General features: G+C 70.1%; 18 protein-coding genes and 1 pseudogene. 9 read left to right on the top strand and 10 right to left on the bottom strand.

The genetic code is table 11. The annotated features are described in order from the left end of the window. The first annotated feature begins 68 nt into the window (after nucleotides 1-68). The 3 genes and pseudogenes from AB2L57_RS00735 to AB2L57_RS00725 form a co-directional block, all read left to right on the top strand. A complete protein-coding gene (locus tag AB2L57_RS00735) occupies nucleotides 69-1,016 on the top strand; it encodes an aldose 1-epimerase family protein (RefSeq protein WP_409047832.1) in 948 nt (315 codons plus the stop codon). A gap of 4 nt (nucleotides 1,017-1,020) precedes the next feature. Continuing rightward, a complete protein-coding gene (locus AB2L57_RS00730; protein WP_409047831.1) occupies nucleotides 1,021-2,112 on the top strand; it encodes a hypothetical protein in 1,092 nt (363 codons plus the stop codon). Between the two features lie 747 nt (nucleotides 2,113-2,859). After that, nucleotides 2,860-3,384, top strand: a pseudogene (locus AB2L57_RS00725) (DUF998 domain-containing protein); the annotation flags it as partial. 190 nt (nucleotides 3,385-3,574) lie between these two features. On the opposite strand, the gene AB2L57_RS00720 reads toward AB2L57_RS00725, so the two are convergent. The 5 genes from AB2L57_RS00720 to AB2L57_RS00700 form a co-directional block, all read right to left on the bottom strand. Then, the gene (locus tag AB2L57_RS00720) at nucleotides 3,575-6,811 is read right to left on the bottom strand and encodes an efflux RND transporter permease subunit (RefSeq protein WP_409047830.1); all 3,237 of its coding nucleotides are present in this window, start codon (nucleotides 6,809-6,811) and stop codon (nucleotides 3,575-3,577) included. 93 nt (nucleotides 6,812-6,904) lie between these two features. Then, complete coding sequence (locus AB2L57_RS00715) at nucleotides 6,905-7,297, bottom strand: CrcB family protein (RefSeq protein WP_292815599.1); 393 nt, start codon at nucleotides 7,295-7,297, stop codon at nucleotides 6,905-6,907. Next, nucleotides 7,294-7,713 (bottom strand): CrcB family protein, encoded by a 420-nt coding sequence (locus AB2L57_RS00710; protein WP_292815601.1) that lies wholly within the window; start codon nucleotides 7,711-7,713, stop codon nucleotides 7,294-7,296. The genes AB2L57_RS00715 and AB2L57_RS00710 overlap by 4 nt, the downstream gene beginning before the upstream one ends. A gap of 27 nt (nucleotides 7,714-7,740) precedes the next feature. Beyond that, the gene (locus AB2L57_RS00705; RefSeq protein ID WP_292815603.1) at nucleotides 7,741-8,703 is read right to left on the bottom strand and encodes a DNA topoisomerase IB; all 963 of its coding nucleotides are present in this window, start codon (nucleotides 8,701-8,703) and stop codon (nucleotides 7,741-7,743) included. Nucleotides 8,704-8,706: 3 nt separating this feature from the next. Next, nucleotides 8,707-8,976: a Rho termination factor N-terminal domain-containing protein gene (locus AB2L57_RS00700; RefSeq protein WP_292815604.1), complete on the bottom strand. Its 270-nt coding sequence runs from the start codon at nucleotides 8,974-8,976 to the stop codon at nucleotides 8,707-8,709. A gap of 256 nt (nucleotides 8,977-9,232) precedes the next feature. Between AB2L57_RS00700 and AB2L57_RS00695 the strand changes: the two genes are divergently transcribed. From AB2L57_RS00695 to AB2L57_RS00685, 3 genes are all read left to right on the top strand, one after another. After that, nucleotides 9,233-9,397 carry a hypothetical protein gene (locus tag AB2L57_RS00695; protein ID WP_292815606.1) on the top strand — a complete coding sequence of 55 codons (165 nt, stop codon included), beginning with the start codon at nucleotides 9,233-9,235 and terminating at the stop codon, nucleotides 9,395-9,397. A gap of 217 nt (nucleotides 9,398-9,614) precedes the next feature. Continuing rightward, nucleotides 9,615-10,511, top strand: a complete 897-nt coding sequence (locus tag AB2L57_RS00690; RefSeq protein WP_409047829.1) for a DUF4097 family beta strand repeat-containing protein — start codon at nucleotides 9,615-9,617, stop codon at nucleotides 10,509-10,511. Next, nucleotides 10,508-11,107 (top strand): PadR family transcriptional regulator, encoded by a 600-nt coding sequence (locus tag AB2L57_RS00685; RefSeq protein WP_292813596.1) that lies wholly within the window; start codon nucleotides 10,508-10,510, stop codon nucleotides 11,105-11,107. Before AB2L57_RS00690 ends, AB2L57_RS00685 begins: the two co-directional genes overlap by 4 nt. 81 nt (nucleotides 11,108-11,188) lie before the next feature. Here AB2L57_RS00685 and AB2L57_RS00680 read toward each other — a convergent pair whose 3' ends face one another. Continuing rightward, nucleotides 11,189-11,737, bottom strand: a complete 549-nt coding sequence (locus AB2L57_RS00680) for a universal stress protein (RefSeq protein ID WP_409047828.1) — start codon at nucleotides 11,735-11,737, stop codon at nucleotides 11,189-11,191. Nucleotides 11,738-11,889: 152 nt separating this feature from the next. On the opposite strand from AB2L57_RS00680, the gene AB2L57_RS00675 reads away from it, so the two are divergent. After that, nucleotides 11,890-12,072 carry a DUF3073 domain-containing protein gene (locus AB2L57_RS00675; protein WP_292813601.1) on the top strand — a complete coding sequence of 61 codons (183 nt, stop codon included), beginning with the start codon at nucleotides 11,890-11,892 and terminating at the stop codon, nucleotides 12,070-12,072. A gap of 126 nt (nucleotides 12,073-12,198) precedes the next feature. On the opposite strand, the gene purF is transcribed toward AB2L57_RS00675, so the two are convergent. Together purF and purM are read right to left on the bottom strand one after the other, a co-directional pair. Continuing rightward, nucleotides 12,199-13,659, bottom strand: a complete 1,461-nt coding sequence (gene purF, locus AB2L57_RS00670) for an amidophosphoribosyltransferase (protein ID WP_292813604.1) — start codon at nucleotides 13,657-13,659, stop codon at nucleotides 12,199-12,201. 5 nt (nucleotides 13,660-13,664) lie between these two features. Then, nucleotides 13,665-14,828, bottom strand: a complete 1,164-nt coding sequence (gene purM / locus AB2L57_RS00665) for a phosphoribosylformylglycinamidine cyclo-ligase (protein ID WP_409047827.1) — start codon at nucleotides 14,826-14,828, stop codon at nucleotides 13,665-13,667. Nucleotides 14,829-14,906: 78 nt separating this feature from the next. Here purM and AB2L57_RS00660 point away from each other — a divergent pair, with 78 nt between their 5' ends. Further along, nucleotides 14,907-15,515, top strand: a complete 609-nt coding sequence (locus tag AB2L57_RS00660; protein ID WP_292813609.1) for a zinc-binding alcohol dehydrogenase — start codon at nucleotides 14,907-14,909, stop codon at nucleotides 15,513-15,515. A 23-nt stretch (nucleotides 15,516-15,538) separates the two neighbouring features. On the opposite strand, the gene AB2L57_RS00655 is transcribed toward AB2L57_RS00660, so the two are convergent. Further along, nucleotides 15,539-15,970: a hypothetical protein gene (locus tag AB2L57_RS00655; protein ID WP_292813612.1), complete on the bottom strand. Its 432-nt coding sequence runs from the start codon at nucleotides 15,968-15,970 to the stop codon at nucleotides 15,539-15,541. A gap of 149 nt (nucleotides 15,971-16,119) precedes the next feature. Next, nucleotides 16,120-16,476 (bottom strand): sterol carrier family protein, encoded by a 357-nt coding sequence (locus tag AB2L57_RS00650; RefSeq protein ID WP_292813614.1) that lies wholly within the window; start codon nucleotides 16,474-16,476, stop codon nucleotides 16,120-16,122. Nucleotides 16,477-16,637: 161 nt separating this feature from the next. On the opposite strand from AB2L57_RS00650, the gene purD reads away from it, so the two are divergent. Continuing rightward, nucleotides 16,638-17,909, top strand: coding sequence for a phosphoribosylamine--glycine ligase (purD, locus tag AB2L57_RS00645; RefSeq protein WP_409047826.1), 1,272 nt, complete (start codon nucleotides 16,638-16,640; stop codon nucleotides 17,907-17,909). Nucleotides 17,910-17,937: the final 28 nt, after the last annotated feature.

Genomic DNA, 17,937 nt, shown 5'->3' with positions numbered 1-17,937 from the left:
ATGCCGCCATCCGAGCCTGTGAGAGCGCCTCACCGGCCGGACCCACCGCCGAGCGATCGGAGCCTCCCATGACCGCAGCCGCCTCCCGCCCCGACCCCACCGGTCGCCAGTTCGTCCTGCGGTCCCCCGAGGGGAGGGTCGGCGCCCAGGTCGCGCAGCTGGGCGCATCCCTGCGTGCCCTGCGCGTCGACGACACCGACCTCGTCACGCCGTACCCCGCGGGCGCGGCCACCCCGGCAGCATCCGGAATCGTGCTGGTCCCCTGGCCCAATCGGGTGCGCGACGGCATCTGGACCCAGCGCGGCGAAACCCGCCGCCTGGCGATCTCGGAGCCCGCACTCGGGAACGCGGCCCACGGCCTGCTGCGGTTCGCCCCCTACTCAGCGGATTCGACGGCGGAATCCGCGGGCGACACCGTCACCCTGCGCGCGACGGTCTTTCCGCAGACCGGCTACCCGTTTCAGCTCGACACCGCGGTGACGTACGCGCTGCAGGCCGACGGCATCCACATCACGCACCGCATCGAGAACGTCGGAAAAGACGACGCTCCGGTGGCGCTGGGCACCCACCCGTATCTGATGATCGGGGACGTCGACACGGCGACACTCACTCTGCGATCGAGCGGTGCGACACGGTTCGTCGTCGACGCTCGCAAGCTGCCGACCGAGGAGGTTCCGGTGGATGCCGACACCGACCTGCGCGCGGGTCGGGTGGTCGGCGAACTCGACCTCGACACGGCGTACGGCGATCTCGCCCGCGACGACGACGGGCGCGTGCGGCATTCCCTGACTGCTCCCGACGGACGTCGCGTGACGCTGTGGCAGGGACCGGGCTTCGAGTACGCTCAGATCTTCACGACGGATCGCTATCCCGGACACCCCGTCGCCGTCGCCGTCGAACCTATGACGGCGCCCGCCGACGCCCTGAACTCCGGCCGGGGGCTGCGGTGGCTCGAACCCGGCGAGAACTGGACGCTGGAGTGGGGCATCGTTTTCGAAGCTCCGGTTCTACACTGACGCCATGACAGCCGCCGGCTCCCCGCCGACCCCCGCAGCCGCAGCGCCCTCCACCACCCCGCCCACTCCCCCGACGGTGCGCGGCGAGTCCGAGGCGATCGTCTTCGCGGTCTCGGCGGGCGGACTCGGGGCGCTCTATGGGCTGCTGATCGGGCTGCTCACGGAGGACCTTCCGATGTCGGGAGACGTGTCGTTCGGCACGCTCGCCGCCGCGGGATCGGGCGTGATCGCGGCATTGGCTGCCGGATGGGGCTACTGGCGATCCCGGCACGCGCCCGGCCAGGAATGGCGGCGCGCGTTGGCGCCCTGGGCCTTCACGGTCAACACGATCTCGGTCGTCATCGCCCACACGGTGTTCGCGGTCCTGGCCACGCTCGTCATCTACCTGGTACTCAGCCGCGGCTTCATCGGGCTCGGGGTGATCACCTTCTGGTCGGTGGTGCTCATGACCGTCACGCTGGGACTCACGGCGTATCTCGTGTCACTTTCCGTTTCGCGCATGACGACGCAGCGGATGTCGTCGCTTCTCATGGCGTTCATCGTGATCGGCACCCTCACGGCCATGGTGACGACGCCGGACCCCGTCTGGTGGCAGATCCACTTCAGCCACCTCGGCACGTTCTGGGCCCTCTCGAGCGCCGTTTTCAACGGCACCCTGGTCGCCGGGGGCCTGCTGGTCACGACGTTCGCGGTGTATATCGCCGCCGACATGCGCGCGCTCGTGGCACGCCGCAAGCTGGCATATGAGCGATCTCCGAGAATTGTTTCGACGCTCTTCGTCCTCATGGGCTTCATGCTCGCCGGGGTCGGGCTCGTGCCCGTCAACGTGAACGAGCCGATCCACAATCTCTCGGCCTCGGGCATGGCACTCGTCTACGTCGGGTTGCTCGCGGCAGGTCCCAGGATCCTGCGCGGAATGCCGACCTTCTATTTTCTATCGACCTGGGCTTTCCTGGCGTCTACCGTGGTCACCGTTGTGCTCTTCGCGACCGGATATTTCGGCCTCACCGCGCTCGAGATCATCGTGTTCGCGCTCATCTTCGGATGGATCGCGGTGTTCATCCGCTTCCTCGGCGTCACGGGCCAGACGGAGTGACCGAGGGTCAGCCGAGGGTTTCCACAGACACGGCGAGTCATCGCGAGGTATATACCGCGGTGGTTTAGTGGCGCATCCGAAACATTCCGCCGCTATAATTCCCCCAAATACAACAGACACGAGCTGCGTTCATGGGGACCACGGATGTGAAGCGCGCCGTTCTGGGGAGTCGGTGTACGCAGGCCACTGGGGACTCCTTAGCTCGGGCGCGATATCCCCTATAACGCGCGCGAAAGGTGATCAGACGTGGCAGCCCCCGGTCTCGTCGAGTTCTACGCCCCCTCCGTCCCCGCGAGCCTGCGCCCCTGGCGCGTGCTCAGCGCGGTCGCACTGGCCTCCGTGGCCGTGCTGGTGGCCGCAGGATTCGCCCCCCAGACGTTCGTCGTGCCCCTGTGGGGCCACTGGTCCGTCGGCGCGCTCACCGCTGCCGGCGCTGCCGCAGCGGCAGCGATCCTCGCCTTTCACTCGTACACGACCGCAGCGACGGGAATCGCCCCCGATGCTCCGCTGACCCTCGGTGCGCGGCTTCACCGCGGCATCGACGCTCTCGCTGCGTCGGTAGCATACGCCCTGATCGCGGGCCTCGTGGTCGCCCTCGCCTTCATCGTGATCGATCTGTTGACCGAGGGCTCGAGCGTCTCACTCCTCCAGGCGACGGCGGGGGGCGCCATCGCACTCATCCTCGTCGGAGTCCTCGTGCGCCGCAGCGCTCAGGGCACCGCCACGAGCCGCGCCGTTCGCGTGCTGATGATCCTCATCGCCCTGGGCTGCCTGACCGCGATCGCCACGACCCCCGACCCGCTGTGGTGGCAGCTGCACTTCAGCCGCCTCGGCACGTTCCAGGTGTTCTCGGGCTATGTCTTCAACGGCACCCTCATCGCCACCGGCGCGCTGATCGTGGCATTCTCCCTGCGGGTGCGCCGCGAGATCGAGCGCCTCGGCGGACTCTCCGTGCTCGCGAACCACCGGCGCGCCGCGAAGATCCTGCCCGTGCTCGTCGCGCTCGTCGGCGCGCACCTGGCGCTGGTCGGCTTCATCCCCGTCAACGTGCTCGAGTTCTGGCACGATCGCGCGGCCACCGGCATGGTGCTGGCTTTCGCCGGCATGCTGGCCACGGCCCCGTGGCTGCTGCGCGGCATGGATCGCAAGCTCTTCCGCGCCACCGGCATCGTCACCGTCGTGCTCGTCATCGGCGCGACGGTCTTCATCATGGGCGTCATCAACCTGGCGGCGTTCGAGGTGATCGCCTTCGGGCTCATGTTCTGGTGGATCGGCGTGTTCGCCGGCTGCGCGGAGAGCAGCATCCACCCCGCCCCGCGCGCCTCCCCCGCCACGGCGCGGGCCTCGCGCACCCGTCGGAGCGCCGGCGACACGTCGACCGCCACCCCGGCGCCCGCACGCCGCGACCTGGTCATCCCCCGCCGGATTCGCCGCGTCACGACGAGCGCGCATGCCGTCCCGGTCAGCCGTCCCCGTGCTCGCGTCGCGTACGGCGTGACTGCTGAACGGGTGTCGCCCTCGGCAGCCCTTCGTACGCCGAATCCGTCGCGTCGGACGGTTCTGCGTCACCGCCCGTCCCGTGTGACGACGAACCGTCGCGGTCCGTCTCCGACGCCGCGCCGCTACGGCGCATCGCGCGTCGCTGCGTAGCCCCCTCCACGAGGTTGTAGAGCGTCGGCAGCACGACCAGCGTGAGCACGGTCGACGAGATCAACCCGCCGATCACGACGATCGCGAGCGGCTGCGAGATGAATCCGCCGTGGCCGGTGATGCCCAGCGCCATCGGCGTCAGGGCGAAGATCGTCGCCGACGCGGTCATGAGGATGGGGCGCAGGCGCCGCGCGGATCCCGCGATCGTCGCGTCGTGGGCCGACATCCCCTTCTCCCGGTACTGGTTGACGAGGTCGACGAGCACGATGGCGTTGGTCACGACGATGCCGATGAGCATCAGCACGCCGATCAGCGAGGCGACGCCCAGCGGCACGCCGGTCGCGATCTGCAGCAGGATCGCGCCGGTCGCCGCGAACGGCACCGAGACCAGCAGCAGCAGAGGCTGACGCAGCGACTTGAACGTCGCCACCATGACGATGTAGACGATCAGGATCGCCGCGAGCAGGGCGATACCCAGCTGGGTGAACGCGTCGGTCTGCTGGGAGATCACGCCTCCGACCTCGGCGTCCGCCCCCGTGGGCAGGTCGAGGTCGGCCAGCGCCGCGGTGACGGCCGCGGACGCGGCGTTGAGGTCGTCGGTCGAGGGCGTGACGGTCACCGTCGAGGTGCGCTGACCCCGCTGAGTGGTGATGGATGTCGGACCTTCGGTCTCTTCGACGGTCGCGATCTCGTCCAGCCGCACCGGCCCTGCGGCGGTGGGCACCTCGAGTGCGCGCAGATCATCGAGCGAGCCCGGCGACGCCGACGCAGCGAGGTAGACCGTGAGGGCGGAATCGTCGATCTCGACCGTGCCGATGGACTGGGGCTGCATCGTGTTCGAGACCAGGGCGCCGACGGCGACCTCGGAGAGGCCGCGGGCCGCGGCGGCATCACGGTCGACCACCACGGCGATGTACGGCAGCGAGGCCGAGAGGTTGCTCGTGACCTGCCCGATGCTCTCGGCGCCCTGGAGCGAGGTCACGACGTCGGCGGTCGCCTGCTCGAGCGTCGTCCGGTCGGGGGCGGTCACATCGATCTCGACGTCGCTCGAGCCGAATCCGCCGCCCGAACCCGCCACCGCGATCTCGCCCACGTCGTCGAGTTCGGTGAGCTCCGTCTGCACGCGTTCACGAAGCGCAACCTGGTCGGCGTCGGTGTCGGTCGTGATCGAGTAGGTGATGCCCGCGCCGCCGCCGGAGAATGCGTCGCGCAGGGCCGACCCGCTCGAGCCGATCGAGACCTGCACCGTGTCGATGCCCTCGATCCCGATGAGCGCATCTTCGACCTGTGCCGCGGCGGCATCTTCGCTGTCGAGGCTCGCGGCGGGCCCGAGGTTCTGGGTGACGGTGAACGTGTTCTGTCCCGAGTCGCCGAGGAAGTTGGTCTTCATGAACGGCGCGGCGGCGATCGTGCCGGCCAGCACCAGGACGGCCAGGCCGAGAGTGATCCACGAGTGCTTGAGGGTCCAGGACAGCACCGGCAGATACGCCTTCTGCAGGCGGGTGGGGGGCGCCGCGGGAGATTCGGGATCGACCGGGTTCCCCTCCGCGTCGCGCAGCGCCTTGCCGGGCCGCAGGAACCAGTACGCGAGCACGGGCACGATCGTGAGTGCGACGAAGAGCGACGCGGTCATCGCGATCGTCACCGTCAACGCGAACGGCCGGAACAGCTCGCCGGTGACGTCGCCCACGAAGGCGATCGGCAGGAACACGGCGACCGTCGTGATCGTCGACGCGGTGATCGCGGCCGCGACCTCGCGCACCGCGAGCAGGATCGAGGCCCGCTTGTCGGCGTCGCCCACGTAGTGCCGCTTGATGTTCTCGATGACGACGATCGAGTCGTCGACGACCCGGCCGATCGCGATCGTCAGCGCGCCGAGGGTCAGGATGTTCAGCGAGTACCCGAACGCCTGGATGCCGATGAAGGTGATCAGCACGCTCGTGGGGATCGAGATGGCGGTGACGAGCGTCGAGCGCACCGACAGCAGGAACACGAGGATCACGATCACCGCGAACACGAGACCGAGCAGGCCTTCCTGCGCGAGTGCCTCGATCGACTGCTCGATGTAGGGCGCCTGATCGAAGACGACGGTGAACGCGGGCCCGCCGAGGGCCGCCTCGAGGTCGGGGACGATCGCGAGCACGCCGCGCGAGACGTCCACGGTGTTCGCGGCCGGCAGCTTGGTGATCGCGATGGTGAGTGCCGGCTCGCCGTCGACCCGCGAGATGGAGGTCACGGGGTCGGTGTCTTCGGCGACGGTCGCCACGTCGCCGATCGTCGTGGTTCCCGCGGCCAGCTGCGCAGGGTCGCTCGGCACGAGCGGGAGGGCGGCGAGGTCCTCGACGGTCGTGATCTTCACGCCCGTCTGCACCGTGAGGGTCTGATCGCCCTCGGTGATGTCGCCGCCGGGAAAGAGCACGCCGTTCTGATCGAGGGCGTCGCGGATCGCCTGCGTGCTGAATCCGGCGGCCGCCAGCTGTGCCTGATCCGGCGTGATCGTGATGCGCTGCCCGATGCCGCCGACCACCTGCGCGGCGTTCACCCCGTCGACGTCTTCGAGATCGGGGATCACGCTCTGCTCCAGCTGCGACTGGATGGTGAGCGCATCGTCGTATCCGGTGACGGCGAGCTGGATGACGGGGAAGTCGTCGAAGCTCGCCGAGATCACATTGGGCTCGACGGACTCCGGCAGCTGCGCGTCGATGCGGTTGATAGCCTGCGTGATCTTCTGCTCGGCGGTGGCGAGGTCCGTGCCGTAGGTGAAGGATGCCGAGATGATCGAGGCGTTGGTGGTGCTGGTCGCCGTCGTCGACTCGAGCCCCGCAACCCCCTGGATGGCGGTCTCGATCGGCGTCGAGACGTCGGTGTTGACGACCTCGGGGGACGCTCCCGGATAGGTGGTCACGATCGCGAGCTGAGGGAACTCGATCGAGGGGATCAGCTCCTGCTTCAGGCTCGTCAGGGCGAGTCCGCCGAAGACGGCCGCCACGATCGTGATGAGGGCGATGAGGGCGCGGTTCTTGAGACTCAGGACGGCGAGCTTCGACACAGGGGACCTTCGCTGGGGGGATCGCGTCGCCGCACGATCGAGCAGGACAGAGTGCGCGGCGCTCGATACGGAGATGTATCGGATGCCAGTATCTCACCCGATGCGCTGCCCCCAGGCCGTCAGAGCGCCTCCGGCCGTCAGGCCCAGACCTGCCACCGCGAGGCACGCCACGACGGTGCCGAGGGCGTTGATCACGGCGCTGCGACGGCGCCCCTCCTCGGCCAGCAGCACCGTCTCGACCGACACGGTGCTGAAGGTCGTGTAGCCGCCGAGAAGCCCGACGCCGAGGACGAGCGCCGCCGACCCCGCGTGCCCGACGACGCCGACGAGCAGACCCAGCGCGAGCGAGCCCGTCGCGTTCACGACCAGGATTCCGTACGGAAACCGCAGCGGCCGCCCGGCGACGACGATCGCGTCGACGATGTAGCGCAGACCGGCGCCGACGCCGCCCGCGAGCGCCGTCAGCAGCAGCTCGAGCCCGCTCATTCGGCCTCGCTCGGATCATCGAACGACCCCCGGCGACGCGCGATGTCCCGGCCGAGCGCGAGACCCGCCGCGGCCGCCGCGATGCCCAGAACGATCGAGACGACGGCGAGGCCCGCGGCGAGGAGAGGGGCGGATGCTGTCGCCTCGACCGACTGCACGGCGAAGGCGCTGTACGTGGTGAACCCGCCGAAGACCCCCGTGCCGAAGAAGGCGCGACGGGCGGGATGACGGGCGCCGAGCAGCCCGATGACGACACCCAGGCCGAAGGACCCCGCGACGTTGATCGCGAGGGTGGCGGCGGCGATCGCGTCGGGGCCCGCGCCCACCGTGAGCAGCGCCCGTAGGGCGACGCCCAGCATCCCGCCCGCGACGACGGCGCCCAGCAGACGCGGTCGGACGACGGGCGCGCGGGGCATGCGCCCCACCCTACTGAGGTGCCGGGCTCACCCGCCCAGGAGCTCGCGGATCGCCGACTCGGGCGAGATGTCGAGGTCGAGCAGTCGTCCGCGTGCGTAGTGGCGGAACACTCGGGGATCGATGTAGCTCGAGCGCGCGACGGCGGGAGTGTTGCCGAGCGCCTCGGCCGTCGCCCGCACGGCGAGCTGTTCGGCGCGTCTGCGGTCGGCCTTGGTGTCGACCGTGCCGATGCGCGCCAGCGCCTCGGCGGCCAGGATCGTGCCGCGCAGCGTCCGGAAGTCCTTGGCAGTGAACCGGCCGCCCGTGAGGGCACGGACGTACGCGTTCACGTCCGAAGGGCTCAGCGGCACGCGCCGGCGCCCGCGGCGATACGACAGCAGAGCGGCGCGTGGCCGCCCCTGCGCCAGGTCGGCCACCACCGCCGCGAGGTCGGCGTCGTCGATCACGATGTGGGCGCGCTTGCCGCTCTTGCCCGGGAACGACAGGGTGATGCGCGGCGGTTCGGCCACGACATCCCGCCTCTGCAGCGTCGTGAGCCCCCGGCTTCCGTGGGCGGCGAGATACCTCGCCGAACCTACCCGGGGCGCGCCGAGGTCGAGCAGCCGGAATGCGACCGCGAGCACCTTCTCCCGATCGAGCGCGGAGCGGCGCAGGGCGCTCGTCACACGGGCGCGGGCGCGGGGCAGCGATTCGCCGAGCGCCAGTGCGCGCGCGTACTTGTTGCGGTCCCGGTTCGCGCTCCAGTCGGGGTGGTACACGTACTGACGCCTGCCGGCGTCATCGGTGCCCACGGCCTGGATGTGTCCACGCGACTCACGGCAGATCCAGACCTCCTGCCACGCTGGCGGGATGACGAGAGTCCGGATGCGTGCGACGTCTCGGGCGGCGGCGGACCGACCCCTGTGGTCGACGTAGCGGAATCCGGAGCCCGCGCGCACACGGGTGATGCCGGCGTCCTCGAGTGGACGCACGCGCACGAGGCGCGGCACGCGTCAGTGGTTGCGGAGCATCGAGATCAGCTCCGACTTCTTCTTGCCGGAGTATCCCGAGATGCCGAGCTCCTTCGCGCGGCCCCTCAGATCTGCGACGGTCCACTCCTCGTAGTCGCCGGAGCGGCCGCCGCGCTCACCGACGGCCTTGCGGCCATCGCGGGCGGCGGCGTTGGAGATGCGGGCGGCCTTCTCCTTGGAGGCGCCGTCGTCGCGAAGCTCCTCGTAGAGCTCGGGGTCCTTCAGGCTGTTCGATCCACGTCCCCGGGGCATGTGTGCCTCCTTCTCGGTCGCGTTCGTGGGTGCGCGGACGACGAGGATGCTGTCCGCACCGCAGACCATACGCCCGAGTCCGCGGGAGTGCACGGGGTTGACACGGCACCTGCGTAGGCGCATGTGGATAGCACCGCGAGAGTTGGAGCGTCAAGCCCCTCGCATCGAATGCACAGGAGTGGGACTGTGGTGTCGTGCCCCGGCACCCGTCCCCCCACCCCGGGGTCGGCCTGAAATGAAATGGGAGCAATCCTCCATGAACCTCGCACTCATCATCGTCATCGTGGTCGCGATCGTCCTGGCGATCGTCGGCGGTTTGAACTCGGCGCTGGGCTGGCTGGTCTGGGTCGCGATCATCGCGGGCATCATCGCCCTCATCGTGTTCCTCTTCCGAGTCATCAGCGGCAACCGCAAGGCCTAGCCGCACGAACCCACGGATCGGCGCCGTTTTCGGGTACGAGCGCCGTTCCCTCCTCCGCGGATGCCGCGGCCTGACGTCTCTCGTCGGGCCGCGGCATCCGTTCGTGGTGCCGGCGCCCTCCCGTGCGGTCGGCGGACCCGGTTCCCTTTCGAGATATATCGTGTTATCGTCACGACACACGATATATCGTGTCTGAATCGGACAACAGGAGAACCCCATGTCACTTGAGAAGTGGATCATCCACCCCGGTGAGGCGCGCGTCATCGACATCGAGACCGTGCGCAAGCTGAAGGTGGGCCTCGTCGGCGGCCAGATCGACGTCGTCGCTCACGACGAACCCGGCGCGCGCATCGAGGTGCACGCGGTCACCATCAAGGATCTGCGCATCGAGGTCTCGGGCGACGTGGTCGAGATCGATCATCCCCAGTTGCGCTGGGACAACTTCCTCGAGGTGTTCCGAAACTTCGGCGCGGGCGGCCCCAAAGCCGAGATCAGCGTCGCCGTTCCGCGCGCCGTCGCACTCAACCTCGGCGTCGTCTCCGCAAGCGCCCTCGTCGCGGGACTCGGCAACGACGCCCGCCTCAACACCGTCTCGGGCGACGTCATCGTCGACGGGCTCGACGGCGACCTGCAGGTCAACGCCGTCTCCGGCGATGTCCAGGCACGGGAGATGGTCGGCGCGCTCAGCGCGAACAGCGTCTCGGGCGACGTCGCCGTGACGGGCACCCTGAGCAAGGCGTCGGTCGACACGGTGTCGGGCAATGTCACGATCGATTCCGCCGGCGCCGTCCAGCAGATCGGCGTCAACACCGTCAACGGAAACATCACGGTGCGCCTCGATCAGGGCGTCGCCGCGAATTACGTCTGCCGAAGCGTGAGCGGTCGTCTCCAGATCGACGGCGTCGTGCGCTCGGGCTCCGGCCCCACCAATCACACCGGCTCCACCGGCGAACTGAGCGGATCGTTCGCCGATGTGCGCACGAACACGGTGTCGGGAGACCTGACGGTGCTTCGCCGCACCGCTCCCCCGGCGGGAGCGCCCGCACAGGAGGCGAGTTCGCGAGAAGAGCCGGCTCGCGACGCGCCCGACCACGGCAACGAGGAGCTGTCATGAGCCCCGTCTTCTCCCATGGCGACCTGCGGCTCTACCTGCTCAACCTGCTCGACGAGTCCCCCCGGCACGGCTACGACATCATCCAGGCGCTCTCGGACCGCACAGGCGGCACCTACACGCCCAGTGCGGGCACCATCTATCCGCGCCTCGCCAAGCTCGAGGAAGAGGGATTGGTCACCAAGACGGTGGACGGCCGCAAGACCGTCTATGCGATCACCGCGAGCGGACGCGCCGAAGTGGCGGCTCGCGCGGGGGACCTCGAGGGCATCGAAGCAGGCCTCGCGGACTCCGTCCGGCTCATCGCCGACGAGGTGCGCGGGAGCGTGCGCGAGGCGATGAAGAGCCTGCGCGCCGACCTCGCCGCCGCCGCCCGCACGGCGACGGAGGCCGAGCCCACGGATGAAGACCCGCGCGCCCGCAGCCGAGAGCAGCTGCAACGGGCGGATGCCGCCGTCAACGAGTTCCGCGCACGCGTGCGGGCCGACCTGCGCACCTTCGTCGCGCGCGGCGGTGTGCTGCCGGCATCCGTCGTCGATGAGCTGAGTACGGCTCTGGATGCTGCCGCGACGGCGATCACGCGGGCGGTACAGCGCTGACGAGCACCCGCGGAGCGGGCCGTCGCCTCCAAACCGCGGGGCGGCGGCCCGCCCGTTCGCGCGGCGCGGGACGCGCGGGGTTCACTCCACCCACAGCTCCTCATCGTCGGCGGCGGGATCGCCGAGCGGCACGACGAGGATCGGACGATGTTGTCGGTGCGCCAGGCGCGCGGCGACCGATCCGGTGAAGAACTCGCGGATCGACTCGCCGATGCCGCGATTGCGTGTGCCGACCACGAGCAGCTTCGCATCGATGCGATCGGCGAGCTGCTTGATCGCGATCGCGGGATCGCCGACGAGCTGGCGCAGCGTCCACGCCACGCCCTTCGGATCGAACGCCGCCGCGGCCGCCGCGCGCACCTCCTCGAGCTCGCTCGCCCCCGGAGCGATGTTCAGGTCGATCGGGGCGGAGTGCACGAATCCATCGGGGTCTTCGTACGTGACGAAGCGCGTCACGTCGACGTGGACGACCACCAGCGGCGCGTGCATGAGCTTCGCGTAGTGCGCCCCCTCGAGCAGGACGCGCGCGGGCTGACCCGGAATCGCGGCGACGATGACGGCGCCGCGGATATCGGCGTCGGGGTCTGCCTCGGTCTGCGCCTGCGTGGCATCGGGGTTGATGTCGGACATCGATCCTCCCACCGCCGGGCCCGGCGCGACCGGCTCCGGTACGCGCGCCCGTGCTATTCTGAATGCTACTCTTACCGGCCTCGAGCCGGTCCCGTGAATGCGGCGGGTCCAGCGAAACCAAGCCCGCAGCCCTAGTCGTGAGGGGGTCTCGCATGGGGCGTGGCCGTCAGAAGGCGAAACACACCAAGATCGCCCGCGAACTCAAGTCGTACAGCCCGTCGGTGAACTACTCGGCGCTGGAACGCGAACTCGGTCACCCCGAGGGAGACGACGACGCCTACGTCGACAAGTGGGCAGACGAGTACGCGGACGAATACGAAGACGAGAAGGCCTGACCCGCCGACTCGTGCAGACTCATCGGCACGGCGCCGGTTCCTTCGGCGCGGCCCCCGGGCCCGTCGCAGAGGTCTGAGCCCGTCGCAGGGGTCTGAGCCCGGCCCCGCGAGTCCGTCGAAGAGGCCTCAGGAGGTCTGCGTGCCCTCGACCCAGGCGAGATACTCATCCGAGACGGTGCCGGTCACGTATCGGCCGTCGAAGCAGCTCATGTCGAGGTCGTCGAGGTCTGATCCCTCGAGGATCGCGGCCTTGAGGTCCTCGACCTCCTGATAGACGATGTAGTCCGCGCCGAGCTCCTCGGCGATCTCGGGGATCGTGCGATCGTGCGCGACGAGCTCCTGACGCGAGGGCATGTTGATGCCGTACACGTGCGGAAAGCGCACAGGCGGCGCGGCCGAGGCGAACGTCACCGAGGTGGCCCCGGCATCCCGCGCCATCTGGATGATCTGCTGGCTCGTGGTGCCGCGCACGATCGAGTCGTCGATGAGCAACACGTTCTTGCCCTTGAACTCGCTCGACATGGCGTTGAGCTTCTGGCGTACGCTCTTTCGACGCACGGCCTGGCCGGGCATGATGAACGTCCGCCCGACGTAGCGGTTCTTGTAGAACCCTTCGCGGTACTCGATGCCGAGCTTGCGCGCGACCTGCATCGCGGCGGGGCGAGCCGAGTCCGGGATCGGCATCACGACGTCGATCGCGCCCGAGGGCGTGTACTTGGCGATCGTGTCGGCGAGCCGGTCTCCCATGCGCAGGCGCGCCTCGTAGACCGAGATGCCGTTCATGATCGAGTCGGGTCGCGCGAGATAGACGTACTCGAAAGAGCACGGCACGAGCCGCGGGTCGGCGGCGCACTGGCGGGTGTGCAGACGCCCCTCGAGGTCGATGAAGACCGCCTCGCCGGGCATGACGTCGCGCACGACCTCGTAGTCGCCGTTCTCGAGCACGAGCGACTCGGAGGCGACCATCCACTCGTAGCCGCCCGCCTCGGTCTTGCGGGTGCCGAGGATCAGCGGGCGGATGCCGAACGGATCGCGGAAGGCGAGCAGCCCGTAGCCGGCGATGAGCGCGATGGTGGCATAGGAGCCCTCGACGCGCTCGTGCACACGGCTGACCGCCTGGAAGATCTGTTCCGGGTCGAGATCGAGCCCCGAGATCGAGGACTGCAGCTCATTGGCCAGCACGTTGACGAGCAGCTCGGTGTCGGAGCTGGTGTTGAGGTGGCGCCGGTCCTTGGAGAACAGCTCCTGCGTGAGCTCGCGCGTGTTGGTCAGGTTGCCGTTGTGCACGAGCACGATGCCGTAGGGGGCGTTGACGTAGAACGGCTGCGCCTCCTCCTCGTTGCCCGCGGTGCCCTTCGTGGCGTACCGCACGTGTCCGAGTCCGATCGTGCCGAGGAGTCCGCGCATGTCACGGGTGCGGAATGCCTCGCGCACCTGTCCCCGGGCCTTCGCGATGTGGAAGATGCCGTTCGGCTCGGCGGTCGCGATGCCCGTCGAGTCCTGCCCGCGGTGCTGGAGCAGCAGCAGAGAGTCGTAGATGTCCTGGTTGACCGGCCCCTGACCGACCATTCCGACGATGCCGCACATGGGTGTTACTTCGCTCCGTCCGTGCCGGCGACCGCCGGGCTGTGCCCTCCGTAGGCGCCGACCAGACGCACGGCGCCGCCGTCGACGCCCTTCGCGCCCTGTTCGTAGCCCTCGTCCCCGGGCGTTCCGGCGTGCACCTCGCCGACCTGCCACGCGGCGATGCCGTCGGCCGCGAGCTCGGCCATCGCCGCGCCCGCGGCGGCCGGGTCGACGACGGCGAGAAACCCGATGCCGAGGTTCCAGGTGCCCTCGGTGTCTTCGAGCGAGAGATCGCCCGCTTCGGCGAGCACACGGAAGACCGGAGGCGGCGACCACGTCGAACGGTCGAGGTCGACCCACGTGCCGCGGGGCAGCACGCGCGCGAGGTTCGCCGCGATCCCGCCGCCGGTGACGTGACTGAGAGAGTGCGTGCCATCGCCGAGCCGGTCGATCATGCGCAGCAGGGGCGAGGTGTACAGGCGCGTGGGCTCGAGCAGCGCCTCACCCCACGTCGTGCCGTGCTCGCCGAGATCGGGGGCGACATCCCCGTAGCGGATGCCGCGCCCCGCCACGATGTGGCGCACGAGCGAGTAGCCGTTGGAGTGCAGGCCGCTCGAGGCGAGCGCCAGCACGACGTCGCCTGCGCGCACCCGGTCGGCGCCCAGCACGCGCCCCGCCTCGACGACGCCCGTCGCAGCACCCGCGATGTCGTAGTCGGCGGGGCCGAGCAGGCCCGGATGCTCGGCGGTCTCTCCGCCGATGAGAGCGGTGCCCGTCTGCGCACAGCCCTCGGCGATGCCCGCGACGATGGCGGCGATGCGCTCGGGCACGACCTTTCCGCACGCGATGTAGTCGGTCATGAAGAGGGGCTTGGCACCCACGACGATGATGTCGTCGACCACCATGCCCACGAGGTCCTGGCCGACGGTGTCGTGCTTGTCGATCGCCTGGGCGATCGCCACCTTGGTGCCGACGCCGTCGGTGCTGGTCGCCAGCAGCGGGTGCGTGTAGTCACGGAGGGCGCGGGCGTCGAAAAGGCCGGCGAAGCCGCCAACACCGCCCTGCACTTCGGGCCCGTGGGTTCGCCGGACGGCGGCTTTCATCAGCTCGACGGCGAGATCGCCGGCCGCGGTGTCGACGCCTGCAGCGGCGTAGGGATTCGCGGGGGATTCGTGGGAGGGTGCGGCCACCCGAACAGACTACCCGGCCGCCGGGGATCCGACGCCGGGGCCACCCGCCGCGACCCGGGCCCGCCCTACAATGACGGCATGCCAAGCGCCGGAGGACCGGAGTGGGTGATCCGCGAGGACGCAAGCGTCGCCGTGGTGATCGCTCTCGCGCTGCGCCAGCGCATCGGCATCCGCGCCCCGGAGGAGCTTCCGCCCCTGCGCGGCCTGCCCTCGCAGAAGCCGACACGGGATGCTGCCGCTCAGGACGTGCTCGAGCGCCAATGGCGCGAGTACTGGGCCATGACGGTCGAGCCTCAGGCCCATCCTGCGACCGGGCCGCTCGAGTTGATCGAGGGATTCGACACGCACGTCGCCCTGCCCGTCGAGGGCTTCGACGAGCTGCGGGCGGAGTTCGCCGCGCACACCGATGTGCTGGAGTTCGCGCGTGCCGCCCACGATCGCCACGCCGGCGACGCACTCGGGCGCACGGGCGTGTCGTATCGCGCCTACGCCGGCGCCATCGCGCAGCACGAGCGCGCGGTGGGGCGTCGCGCCCACTCCTTCGAGCTGAACGTGCAGATCCTCCCCCTCAGTCAGCGCGGCCTGTGGTGGATCGGGTCGCTGACGATCGCCGTGACCGACGGGCTGCGCAGCGACGTCGTCGCCTTCGACGCGGCGATCCACCCGATCATCGCCGAGCTGGCCTGATCCCCGGTCCCGCGCGTCTTTCGTCAGGAATCGACGACGGTCTCCCGATCGGCGATGACCGTGCGCGCGTGACGGCCGATGACGCGATCGAGAATCAGGGCGACGCACCCGGCGATGCCCATGCCGATGGCGCCGAGGATCAGCGTCAGGAACCCGAACACCTGCATCGGCGAGTACATCGCGCCCGTGATCTGGCTGGCCTCGACGGTGCCGCGATAGGTGAAGGTCAGGATCAGCGCGACGACCGCGCCCAGGACGAAGCCGAGCGTGAGGAACACGCCGTAACGCGGAACGCTGCGCACCTTCGCGGCGACGATCTCGTCGCTCACCCAGTGCTCGCGCTGGCGGGGGGCGGCGCCGTCGGTCGTGCCGTCGGTCGTGCCGTCGGGGCGGGCGCCCGTGGCATCCGTCGGGGTCTGCCCCTCGGCGGGCTGCTCGGGCTGCGCGGTACTCACCCTTTCATTGTCGCACCGCCGGGCGCGCCGCGGGCGGTGGCTGTCGCGGCGCCGAGCCCACATTTTTGCAGCGAGCCACCACGCGACGAATGGTGGCTCGCTGCAAAAATGTGGGTTCGCCGGGACCGGGGGGCGGGCGGTGGCCCGCGTCAGGGACGCAGGGGCAACAGGTCCGACAGATCGGCGCGCGTGCCCGAGGCGTGGATCGCGCCGCGGGCGACAGCATCCACCCACTGCTCCGCGCCCGTCGCGAGACCGATCCAGGTCGCGGGATCGGTCTCGACGACGTTCGGGGGCGTGCCGCGCGTGTGCCGCGGACCCTGGACGACCTGCACCGCGCCGAAAGGCGGCACCCGCATCTCGACGGAGTTGCCGGGCGCCTTCTCGGCGAGCAGCTGCAGCAGGTACCGCACGGCTGTGCCGAGCGCGGCGCGCGAGGGCGTGGATGCTGCAGCCACCACCGCGAGCGCGTTGCGGCCGTCGTCGGTCGAGATCTTGCGGGGCACGCTGTCACGCTACCCGCGCGTCGGCGCCGCGTGCGCGATGCGCCGCCCCGCAAGTGATGCGCGGGGAGACGACTGTTGCGGGATGCGGCCGATGCGCGGGCACACAGCCGATGCGCGGGCACAGAACCGTGCCCGACGGGGCGGCTCGGTAGGCTGACCGGGTGAGAATCCTGGTCCTCGGCTCGGGCGCGCGCGAGCACGCCATCATCCTCGCCCTCCGCGCCGAAGCGGCGGCGCACGAGATCTTCGCCTCTCCCGGCAACGCCGGCATCGCCCGCGACGCGACGATCGTCGACCTCGACCCGGTCGATGCGGCCGCCGTCGTCGAGTTCGCCGGCGACGACAACGTCGACCTCGTCGTGATCGGACCGGAGGCCCCCCTCGTCGCGGGCGTGGCCGACGCTCTGCGCGAGCGGGGCATCCCCGTCTTCGGGCCCGGCAAGGCCGCCGCGGCCCTCGAGGGATCGAAGGCATTCGCCAAGCGCATCATGCACGAAGCCGGCGTGCCGACGGGGCGCGCGACGCGGGCGACGAGTCTCGCCGAGGTCGCCGCGGCGCTCGACGGATACGGTGCCCCGCACGTGGTCAAGGCCGATGGACTCGCCGCAGGCAAGGGCGTCGTCGTCACCGGCGACCGGGCGGCCGCTCTCGCGCACGCCGAGACCTACCTGCCGACCGGTCCGATCCTCGTCGAGGAGTTCCTCTCCGGGCCCGAGGTGTCGCTGTTCTTCGTCTCCGACGGCGACACCGTCCTGCCGCTGAGCCCCGCGCAGGATTACAAGCGCGCCCTCGACGGCGACGCCGGGCCCAACACCGGCGGCATGGGCGCCTATTCGCCACTGCCGTGGCTGGCCGAGACTTTCGGCAGCGAGGCCGAATTCGTCGAGCAGGTCACCCGCACGGTCGCCGAGCCCGTGATCCGCCGCCTCGACGCCGAAGGCACGCCGTTCATCGGGCTGCTCTACGCGGGGCTCATCTTGACGGATTCCGGCGTCAAGGTCATCGAGTTCAACGCGCGGTTCGGCGACCCCGAGACCCAGGTCGTGCTGCCGCGCCTGGTGACGCCGCTCTCCGAGCTGCTCATGGCCGCCGCCTCGGGCACGCTCGACCACCACCCCGCGCCGCGGTTCGCCCCCGACTGCGCCGTCACCGTCGTGCTCGCGAGCGAGGGCTACCCGGAGTCGCCCGTCACGGGGCGCGCTCTCACCGGCACGGATGCCGCGGCCGCTGTGCCGGGTGTGCACCTGGCCCACGCCGCGACCGGCGACGGCGGCGCTGACGGACTGATCGCCACCGGCGGTCGAGTCCTCAACGTCGTCGCCGTGGGCGAGACCTTCGGGCAGGCGCGCGAGCGCGCATACGACGCCCTCGGCCGGATCACCCTGGAGGGCGCGCACTTCCGCACCGACATCGCGGCACGGGTCGTCTCGTAGGGGCCGGGCGACAGCATCCCCGTCCCGC

The organism is Microbacterium sp. HA-8 (assembly GCF_046111165.1).
Classification (GTDB): Bacteria; Actinomycetota; Actinomycetes; order Actinomycetales; family Microbacteriaceae; genus Microbacterium.
The sequence above is the reverse complement of the archived record's forward strand: the minus strand, read 5'-3'. Positions and strand labels throughout refer to the sequence as shown.

Bases quoted from the DNA above. Each gene is read 5' to 3' on its own strand.
- AB2L57_RS00690 (WP_409047829.1), top strand. From the start codon at position 9,615: ATGTCACTTGAGAAGTGGATCATCCACCCCGGTGAGGCGCGCGTCATC.
- AB2L57_RS00680 (WP_409047828.1), bottom strand. From the start codon at position 11,737: ATGTCCGACATCAACCCCGATGCCACGCAGGCGCAGACCGAGGCAGAC.
- AB2L57_RS00660 (WP_292813609.1), top strand. From the start codon at position 14,907: ATGCCAAGCGCCGGAGGACCGGAGTGGGTGATCCGCGAGGACGCAAGC.
- AB2L57_RS00695 (WP_292815606.1), top strand. From the start codon at position 9,233: ATGAACCTCGCACTCATCATCGTCATCGTGGTCGCGATCGTCCTGGCG.
- AB2L57_RS00710 (WP_292815601.1), bottom strand. From the start codon at position 7,713: ATGCCCCGCGCGCCCGTCGTCCGACCGCGTCTGCTGGGCGCCGTCGTC.
- AB2L57_RS00700 (WP_292815604.1), bottom strand. From the start codon at position 8,976: ATGCCCCGGGGACGTGGATCGAACAGCCTGAAGGACCCCGAGCTCTAC.
- purF (WP_292813604.1), bottom strand. From the start codon at position 13,659: ATGTGCGGCATCGTCGGAATGGTCGGTCAGGGGCCGGTCAACCAGGAC.
- AB2L57_RS00675 (WP_292813601.1), top strand. From the start codon at position 11,890: ATGGGGCGTGGCCGTCAGAAGGCGAAACACACCAAGATCGCCCGCGAA.
- AB2L57_RS00730 (WP_409047831.1), top strand. From the start codon at position 1,021: ATGACAGCCGCCGGCTCCCCGCCGACCCCCGCAGCCGCAGCGCCCTCC.
- AB2L57_RS00715 (WP_292815599.1), bottom strand. From the start codon at position 7,297: ATGAGCGGGCTCGAGCTGCTGCTGACGGCGCTCGCGGGCGGCGTCGGC.
- AB2L57_RS00685 (WP_292813596.1), top strand. From the start codon at position 10,508: ATGAGCCCCGTCTTCTCCCATGGCGACCTGCGGCTCTACCTGCTCAAC.
- AB2L57_RS00735 (WP_409047832.1), top strand. From the start codon at position 69: ATGACCGCAGCCGCCTCCCGCCCCGACCCCACCGGTCGCCAGTTCGTC.